The organism is Propionivibrio sp., from assembly GCF_049316945.1.
In the GTDB taxonomy this organism is placed as follows: Bacteria; Pseudomonadota; Gammaproteobacteria; order Burkholderiales; family Rhodocyclaceae; genus Propionivibrio.
In genome coordinates this window covers 1-5,303 of record NZ_JBMOJE010000211.1, presented here as the reverse complement: position 1 = coordinate 5,303, position 5,303 = coordinate 1, and the positions used below count along the sequence as shown (strand labels likewise).

Annotated in this window: 9 protein-coding genes; 1 reads left to right on the top strand and 8 read right to left on the bottom strand. The window is 55.8% G+C overall.

Annotation, left to right across the window (positions count from 1 at the left end):
* Positions 1–38: 38 nt before the first annotated feature.
* The 5 genes from ACOYNV_RS25430 to gspF are packed head-to-tail and all read right to left on the bottom strand — an operon-like array spanning position 39 to position 2,650.
* Complete coding sequence (locus ACOYNV_RS25430; protein ID WP_422902608.1) at positions 39–167, bottom strand: PulJ/GspJ family protein; 129 nt, start codon at positions 165–167, stop codon at positions 39–41.
* Positions 145–513 carry a type II secretion system minor pseudopilin GspI gene (gspI, locus tag ACOYNV_RS25425; RefSeq protein WP_422902607.1) on the bottom strand — a complete coding sequence of 123 codons (369 nt, stop codon included), beginning with the start codon at positions 511–513 and terminating at the stop codon, positions 145–147. Before gspI ends, ACOYNV_RS25430 begins: the two co-directional genes overlap by 23 nt.
* The gene (locus tag ACOYNV_RS25420) at positions 503–997 is read right to left on the bottom strand and encodes a GspH/FimT family pseudopilin (protein ID WP_422902606.1); all 495 of its coding nucleotides are present in this window, start codon (positions 995–997) and stop codon (positions 503–505) included. The genes gspI and ACOYNV_RS25420 overlap by 11 nt, the downstream gene beginning before the upstream one ends.
* Before the next feature lie 6 nt (positions 998–1,003).
* Positions 1,004–1,432 carry a type II secretion system major pseudopilin GspG gene (gspG, locus tag ACOYNV_RS25415; RefSeq protein ID WP_422902605.1) on the bottom strand — a complete coding sequence of 143 codons (429 nt, stop codon included), beginning with the start codon at positions 1,430–1,432 and terminating at the stop codon, positions 1,004–1,006.
* Positions 1,433–1,447: 15 nt separating this feature from the next.
* On the bottom strand, positions 1,448–2,650 hold the full coding sequence (gspF, locus tag ACOYNV_RS25410) for a type II secretion system inner membrane protein GspF (protein ID WP_422902604.1): 1,203 nt from the start codon (positions 2,648–2,650) through the stop codon (positions 1,448–1,450).
* Between the two features lie 232 nt (positions 2,651–2,882).
* Between gspF and ACOYNV_RS25405 the strand changes: the two genes are divergently transcribed.
* Positions 2,883–4,082, top strand: a complete 1,200-nt coding sequence (locus tag ACOYNV_RS25405; RefSeq protein WP_422902603.1) for a phospholipase D-like domain-containing protein — start codon at positions 2,883–2,885, stop codon at positions 4,080–4,082.
* Positions 4,083–4,116: 34 nt separating this feature from the next.
* Here ACOYNV_RS25405 and ACOYNV_RS25400 read toward each other — a convergent pair whose 3' ends face one another.
* The 3 genes from ACOYNV_RS25400 to ACOYNV_RS25390 all read right to left on the bottom strand — a co-directional run.
* On the bottom strand, positions 4,117–4,284 hold the full coding sequence (locus ACOYNV_RS25400; RefSeq protein WP_422902602.1) for a hypothetical protein: 168 nt from the start codon (positions 4,282–4,284) through the stop codon (positions 4,117–4,119).
* A gap of 362 nt (positions 4,285–4,646) precedes the next feature.
* Positions 4,647–5,006, bottom strand: coding sequence for a hypothetical protein (locus ACOYNV_RS25395; protein ID WP_422902601.1), 360 nt, complete (start codon positions 5,004–5,006; stop codon positions 4,647–4,649).
* Positions 5,007–5,064: 58 nt separating this feature from the next.
* A partial coding sequence (locus ACOYNV_RS25390; protein WP_422902600.1) for a hypothetical protein occupies positions 5,065–5,303 on the bottom strand: 239 nt, incomplete at its 5' end.

Sequence of the window (5,303 nt, the reverse complement as noted above, 5' to 3'; positions counted from 1 at the left end):
ACTAATTTCCTATAAATACTGAATAAATACGGACTGGATCAGGAAGTCTGACCATAGGCAATCAGGCTGGCGATGGCGAATATCGTCAGGGCGACCAAAATTTCGAGCAGGGTGAAGCCGCCCTGTGCCTGTTCAGAGGCGCGCTCAGTTCTGGTTACGCGCCACATAACTGACCTGGCCGGAAATAATATGATCCGGATTTTCAGGCAGAAATACCTTGATTTCGACCCGCCTGAAACTGTAATTCGGCGTCACCGATACCTCCTGGCGCCAATCGTAATCCTGGGTGCCCTGGGTTGCCTTGCCGCCGACTGCGCCCGGCTCTGGAAACACGCGTGAGGCGAGCAGTTGATTGGTCACGTTTTGCGCTACCCAGGCCGCTGCGGTCCGATTTTTAAGATCACTTACGGTATCGATCGCAAAACGGGTTGAGCGCATCGCCGCCGCCATCGAAATGCCGATGATGGCCAGTGCAACAAGCGTTTCGAGAAGGGTGAAACCCTTATTGCGCACGCTGTATTTCCATTCGACCGAGGGCATCCGCCAGAATTTCCAGCCGCGATGAGCCGCAGGTCAAGGTCAGCGCGAAAGGCTCGGTCATGCCCGAAAGCGAAAATACGATGCGCTCACCCAGGGGGCGGGATAACCCATTGATGCGCATGCTGCTCAGTACAATGCCCTCGGGAAATTTTCGCGCGGCAATGGTATCGGTGGAGGGCTGGGCGATCCACTCATTTCGGTTGGCATCGGAGAACCAGAATTGGTAACCCTCGCCGTCACTGGAAAAGGCCAGAGGCTGCCCACGAATAACCGATTCATCGCGGGCCGCTTCGAGCAAGCGTGTCATGGCTTCGGCGGCGCTGTTCAGCCGGTTGGATTCCGAATGGTCAAGCCGGACCATCGCCAGCCCGAGCAGGATGGCGATGATCGCGCACACCACCAGAATCTCGATCAGGGTAAACCCTCGCGGTGCGCGAGGGCGGCTGGCTTGCACCATGCTGGCTCAGAGCATCCATGAACCGAGATCGGCATCGAATCCGTCGCCACCTTGCTGCCCGTCGGCACCATAGCTCATGACATCGATCTCGCCCTTGATGCCGGGATTCAGGAAAAGGTACTCGTGGCCCCAAGGATCTTTCGGCAATTTTTCCAGATAGCCGCCATTTTTCCAGTTGCCCGGAAGCGGTTCGGATGATGGCTTTTCCACCAGTGCTTTTAGCCCCTGGTCGGTCGTCGGGTAACGGCCATTATCGAGTTTGTAAAGCTTGAGTGCCGCCACCACGGTGCCAATGTCGTGCTTGGCCGCGACTACGCGCACTTCGTTTGGACGATCCATGATCTTGGGTACGATCAACGCGCCGAGAATGGCCAGAATGGAGACCACCACCAGAATTTCGATCAGGGTAAAACCCTGCTGCCTGCAGTTTTTCATGGAGTGCTCCGGAGCTTACTTTACGAATTGGTTGATTTCAAAAACGGGCAGCAGGATGGCCAGCACGATAAACAGCACCACGCCACCCATCAGCAAAACAACCGCCGGCCCCAGCAAACTGGTAAATGTTTCCACACGGCGGGACAGGTCGCGCGAAAGTTCTTGCGCCGCCCGTTCCAGCATGCGGTCAAGGCGTCCCGTCGCCTCGCCGCTGGCCGTCAAATGCACCAGGATGGGCGGGAACTGGTGCGATGCCGCCAAGGCGCGGGAGAGTGTTGCCCCTTCGCGAACACGGTTTGCCGCTTCGCTCGCCGCAGCACGCTGTACCCGGTTGGTGATTACGCCTTCCCCGGCAGATAGCGCGGACAGTAGCGGGACACCGCTGCCGACCAGGATTGCCAAGGTGCTGGCAAAGCGCGCGCTATTGCTCGAACGCTCAAGGCGGCCGAACAGCGGCAGATTCAATCGCCAGGCATGGAAGCGCAGGCAAAAAGCAGCGTTGCGCAAACCCAGCCAGAAGGCCAGTCCACCGAGCATCAACAGCAGCAAAAACCAGCCGCCCCAATCACTGACCAGCGCACTGGTGGAAAGCAAAATACGCGTCATGATCGGCAGGGTTTGTTTGGCGCCCTGAAAAACCTGCACCATTTGCGGCACCACCCAGATCAGCATGCCGACCACCACCAGCAGCGACACGCAAAAAACTACGGTCGGATAAATAAAGGCCAAAGCCACTCTGGAGACAAGTTCGGCGCGCTCTTCCAGATAAGTTGCCAGCCGTTGCATGACGCTCTGCAAGCGCCCTGACTCTTCGCCAGCGCGCACTAAGGTGGGGTAAAACGAGGGAAACGCCCGTGGCAGTTTGGTCATTGCCGCAGAAAGGGAAAGCCCGCTGGCAATATCGCTGCGTAGAGAAGCAATCAGCTGTTTTTCGCGCTCATGGTCTGATTGTTCCGCCAATACAGTCAGGGATTCATCTATCGTCAGGCCCGCATCCAGCAAGGCAGACAATTGCCGGAAAAAGCTGGTTAATCGCGAAGTAGCCAAACGCAGCCTGGTGCGCTCGGAAACCGTCGCTTTTTCCGCTTCTACTTCAGTCGCCAGCAGACCACGCTCACGCAGAATGGATCTGACCTGTCGCGCACTGTCGGTATCCAGTTTCCCCTTGACCGTGGGGCCGCCTTGAAGGGGAATGGCTTGGTATCGGAAAATGCTCAAAAATCCCTCTAAACATCAGTGTTCAGTTGAAGGTGCCGGCGTATAGTCGCCTTTTCTCTCGCTGAATATCAGGTAACAATCAGGAAAGAAGTATAACGAGTCATTGCCCTGGCGTGACGCTATTGCAATTCACAATCAGGTTGATGGGAGAGTTCTTGGCCCGTTCGGAAAACGCAGGCCAAGCCGCTCATTGGCGCAGGTCAGACTTCAACTTATTAAGGCGGTACCACCGATGCGCATCGTTCTCTTGGTCATCCTGTCGAGCATCCTGCTGTTGCCCTCCTGTGGCGGCGGCGATTCGAACCCCGGCTTGTCATCACTGATAATCCAGCCGGACGACGGACGCGATCCCATCCTCAAGACCATCGCCAAGGCGACGGACAACATCCGCCTAGCGATCTATGAGATCACCGACCTGCAATCGGTAACGCAGACGCCTGCGGCGCCTGCTGACAGCGTCGTGCAAGCACTGATAGACAAGGCGCGGAGCGGTGTCAGCGTGCGCATCATCGTCGATCAGAACCAGTATTCGACGGGTTCGAGCGCCCTGCTGATCGAGCAGACCGTTGCCGCCCTGCGCGCCGCCGGCGCTATTGTGCACCTCAGCAGCACGGCTTTCTGCGTCACGCACCAGAAGACCTTGGTCATCGACGGGCCGACGACCGCCAATCCCGGCCTTTCGGGGACGGCCATCATCATGTCGCTGAATTTGATGCCCGGTTACTTCGGCGGCACGCGTGACTATGCCGTAATCACCAGCGAAACCGGTATCGTGAAGGAGGTGAGCAGCGTCTTCGATTCGGATTTCGTGCTTGTCAATCCTCACTCTGCCTGCTACTACGCCCATTCTCCCGGCGATACGTATTATCCGCCGGGCGCGTCCGACACGCCGTCGGTGAGCGAAGGTAATCTTTTATGGAGCCCGGTCAACTCGAAACCGAAACTTCTGCAACTTATGGGAAGCGCTACAAAATCGCTCGAAATTACCACGGAAGAACTGACCGACACCGACATGGTCTGCAAAATCGAGGCAATTGCCAACTCTGCGGCAAAACCGAATATCCGCATTCTACTTTCCGGCGACACCGGCAGCAATGCCCCGGCAGTGACGAAACTGCTCGGTCTAGACCTCCCGAATCTCTCGATCCGCATCATGCCTGGGCAACCAACACCTCCTGCGACGACGCCGGTAACGCCGCTTTACATGCACGGCAAGCAAATCATTGCCGATGGCACCCAAGCTTTTGTTGGGTCCGAAAACTTGACCAACACATCACTGCTTCAGAACCGCGAGCTAGGTATACTCTTTACCGATCCGGAAATGATCGCCAGACTCTACGCCGTCTTCATCAGCGACTTCAGCGCATCGGGCAACTCGCTTCCGGCCCAGACCTGCACATTAAACTGCGGCACTCCGATCAACTGCCCTTAAGGTGTCTGCCACCATCACTGTAGATACCCGGCTATTACTGAGCCGTCTCGTGGTAGTGCGTCTCAATGAAATGCCTTAATGTCAGGCGCAACGTTGCAGCGTGCTTCAGGTCGCCGCGTTGGCGGGCGGCCTCAATGTAATCGGCAATCATGCGTTTGATGCGCTTTTCACCGCTTTGTGTGTGCACCATGTAGTTGCCCAAGCAGATTCCAACCCTGTATTTAAAATCACCAAAAACAAGATCTTTGGCCTTTGTGGCCCATCACAGGAACCGGAATGCCCCGCTCTGTGGCATTTTTAAATGAGGTGGTTTTTCATCGAAATCCAGAACGACTTGCGGCACGGTGCATATTTCATTCCAAACCAGCCAGCAAGCCAAAACGATGGAAAACAACCATCCAAAATGAGGCTATTACGGCCAAGGTTTCCGATCCTATTCCGCCCCCCGCTGACTCGATATTTTCGTGATTGCCCGTCAGGCCGGTTACGACCCAAAGCGAAAGTAGCCAGTTCTCGGAAAGACGTTCAGGTGGAACCATCTGCCTTGCAGCTCAAAATGCACCCTCATCGGGTACTCCTTGCCCGTGTGAGCCTCATGAAAACAATGGCGACGTCACTGTTCGCCGTGCCAAGTAGAAATGCGTTCGAAAATCCTGGTGCAAGATCTTTCGCGTCTGTTATGACGGCAAGGTTGGTATTGTTGAGCGAAACGTGATGCGGAATGGAATCGGAGAAGATCGTTTCAAAAAATAGTACGCCGAGGGCCATCGACAGGCTACGGCACAAACTCATGAGGCTGGAAACGGAACTGCTGCCGCCCGGTGGTGCGCAAGACATCATCATCGCGGCGTTTGGCGACTTGCTAAGCCCCTGAGATAGACCGAACAGCCCGAGAGAAACAGCTATGGTGGCGATCAAACTCACTGAATCGAGGTCCATATATTTAATTTGGATCGTTACCTCGACCGGTGGCTTATGGCCGTCAGCTGCCCGCCATCAATTTACACTCACCGTCTGCTTTCGGGCGCGAAGCTGCCGTTCGTTCCAAAATATCACTTTTGCATTTTAAACGGCTGATTATCAGTTTCTGGAGTTCGCCGCGACGGTCCGCTTTCATTTTCCCCCGCTGACCGCTTTGGGTCGGCTGCCGACCGTCAGCACCATCAAATACTGCGTTATCTATCGCAAACAATTTGTGCACTGCGTCAAGTGAGCCTCGCG